The following is a 2,897-nucleotide window of genomic DNA, read 5'->3' on the forward strand; positions in this document are numbered from 1 at the left end:
CTAAATACCCGATACGAAAAATAGAAAAAACGGCGGATGGTGAATCTACATTAGGCGGCATTGAAATCTGGTACGACGATATTGTAGGCACCCTAAATACCGATGAGCGTGGTCGCTACCTTGGTACTTTTGAAGGGGACGACAAACTGATGGCAATCTTCAAAGACGGCTCTTACGAACTAAAGAGTTACGAACTCACAAATAAGTTTGATCCCAACCAAGCTATTTTGCTAGTGAAGTTTGATGAAAAGAAACCTATATCGGCGGTATATTACGATGGAAACTCTAAGCAATACTACGTAAAACGCTTTTTAGTAGAAACCACCACTCCCGACCGACGGTTCTCATTTATCACAGACGCTCGTAGCTCTAAGCTACTAGTCGCTTCTACCGAACACCAACCTCAAATTGACCTGACCTTCATACGGGAAGGAAGCCGTAAACACGAGCACCAAACCTTTGACTTGGATGTGCTGGTAGATATAAAGGGCTGGCGCGCGCAGGGAAATCGGCTCAGCAAGCATAAAGTAAAAGATGTCAAACTGCTAGCTACTCAGACTAATGCTGCCCTAGAGGAAAATGGTAAAGAGGCTAACACTATTACCAGTGAGAAAGATCAATACAAAACAACGGGAGACGAGGTTGTGTGGGACTTAAAGGGTAAGAAAAATGGGCAGTCGAAGTTGTTCAAATAAAATCAAATAGAACTCCTTCAAGAGGTAGATAAAAAATAACTAATTGTAGGTTGTAAGGTTGAGTTTAAGGGGGTTGACTAATTTTTTAAACTATACAACGATGCGTCGCCAACAATTTACTGAACGAGTACTAATCGTAGCGGCTATTGGTAGCCTTGTTATTTTATTACTTCTTTTTACCGGCCATATTTTTTCGGTAATCCTTATTGTAATTGCTGCGGTACTGGTAGCAGTGTTCTTTGATAGTATGGCTCGATGGTTAGATCATCGTTTACCCATCTCTAAAGGTTGGTGCAAACTTCTGGCGGTGGTAGGTTTTCTAGTCGTCGTGGGTAGTATAAGTTGGGCATTGCTTCCTTACGTAACGGGGCAGGCACAAGAACTTCAGCAGCAGTTACCACAGTCAGTAGAGCAGGTCAAAAAGCAACTACAGCAGACCACCTTGGGAAGTCAACTAGTTCAGTATGCTGAACAGCAGGATGTCCGCGAGCGGTTGACTTCCAATTCTAAGAAATTCTTCTCTACGGTTTTTGGTGTATTTGGAGTGCTGGCTGACGTGTATATTATTCTTTTTATGGGCTTTTTGATCTATGCCGCCCCCCAGCCCTACCTGAGCGGAATAATCCATTTAGTACCCAAATCGGGTCGCTCACGGGCTGAAACAGTTTTAGCTACCTTGGGGCAAACGCTGCGTAGTTGGCTTTCGGGTAAATTACTATCTATGTTGATTGTAGCAGTACTCACTTGGGGCGGGTTGCAAATAATCGGATTGCCATTTGCGGTAGTATTAGCTATTCTGGCGGGATTGCTAGCCTTTGTACCAAATTTTGGCCCTCTAATTGCGCTCATAACCGGAGTGCTGATTGCCGCTACCATAAGTATGCAAACTGTGCTTTTGACGGCTGCGGTTTACGTAGGTGTTCAAATTATCGAGAGTAATTTATTAACTCCTCTCATTCAGCGGCATAAGCTTTCGTTACCCATGGCTATGGTGCTGTTCGCCCAATTAGTGATGGGAGTTTTTCGCGGAGCGTTGGGCTTAATATTAGCTACTCCAATATTTGCTATAGTTATGATACTGGTAAAAACATTGTACGTAGAAGATGCTTTAGACGATCATTCTTTTCAACTAGAACCCGAAAAACAACTCGATAGTCAATAAATCATTTACCCTATTTTGCCAGTAAAAGCTACTAATATATGAAACGTACTACAGGGATTATACTTACATTGGTTGGCTTAGTCAGCACCACCATAACAGGAATGCAAGCCTTGGAAGACTCCGACAGCTTTAGTGTACTAGGTTTGGATGTGGTCGTGAGCAAGGCCAATTACACTCCGCTTATTATTAGCGTGGTAGTGCTGATTGTAGGAATAATCTTGTGGACCAGTTCACGCAAAAGTTAGCACGATGGTTGACCCTTTAATTCGCTAGTATACCCAGAGTTATTGGTTAAGCGTTTTTTCAAGTAGTTCGCTAGCTATTCTATCTAAACCATTGATAAGAAAGGCTGGATACTGGTAGCTTACCCCTAATTATTGATTTAATAAATTTTTGGCTCCATTGACATGAGTTTGCACTAAAACTCACGTTAAACCTTCAATAGTAAATGTATTAGTGAAATCTAAAATAATTCCTTTATTTAGCTACTACCACCGTAATATCCACTAGTCAGCTGTTCGGTACTCAAGAGAACTTGGTTTGAAAAAGAAGAAAGCACATTCTATTTTTTTGTGGATTGCAGGCAGCATTGTGGGGCTAATCTTATTGCTTCAGTCATTGCTTTTCTTTTTTGGTGATGAAATTCTACGAGAATCCATTTTAGTGGCATTTCGCGAATACGCTAAAGAGCGGTTTCATGCTGAACGGATGCCTGAGCTAGACTTTGGTGAACTAAAGTTGAACCTATTAGGAGGAACAATTGGTCTAACTGACTTAGCGTACCATAGCGGGCTACCTATTACTAATGATTTGAATGGCCCTTATACCAACTACCGCATTTATGTACCTACATTCAACGTAAGCGGATTACATCTTTGGGAAGTGTACCGTGGTAAACAAATTCAATTAGAAGAAATCTATTTAGAATCGCCGGAGGTGTTTGTTGTGCAGATTGTAGACACTTTGCCAACGAAAGATGTTTCAGAAGATGAACAATTGCTGCAAATCATCAAAGAGCAGGAAAGCCAGGTGTATAATAT

Annotated in this window: 3 protein-coding genes and 1 pseudogene; all 4 read left to right on the top strand. The window is 41.5% G+C overall.

Going from position 1 to position 2,897, the window contains the following annotated elements:
* Nucleotides 1–695: pseudogene (locus WBA23_RS06160) on the top strand (DNA gyrase/topoisomerase IV subunit A); the annotation flags it as partial.
* Between the two features lie 100 nt (nucleotides 696–795).
* Nucleotides 796–1,857 (top strand): AI-2E family transporter, encoded by a 1,062-nt coding sequence (locus tag WBA23_RS06165; RefSeq protein WP_424581375.1) that lies wholly within the window; start codon nucleotides 796–798, stop codon nucleotides 1,855–1,857.
* 38 nt (nucleotides 1,858–1,895) lie between these two features.
* Complete coding sequence (locus tag WBA23_RS06170; protein WP_424581376.1) at nucleotides 1,896–2,102, top strand: hypothetical protein; 207 nt, start codon at nucleotides 1,896–1,898, stop codon at nucleotides 2,100–2,102.
* Nucleotides 2,103–2,397: 295 nt separating this feature from the next.
* Nucleotides 2,398–2,897, top strand: a 500-nt coding sequence (locus WBA23_RS06175; protein WP_424581377.1) for a hypothetical protein, incomplete at its 3' end; no start/stop codon positions are given.

Source organism: Tunicatimonas sp., assembly GCF_049647865.1.
GTDB lineage: Bacteria > Bacteroidota > Bacteroidia > Cytophagales > Cyclobacteriaceae > Tunicatimonas.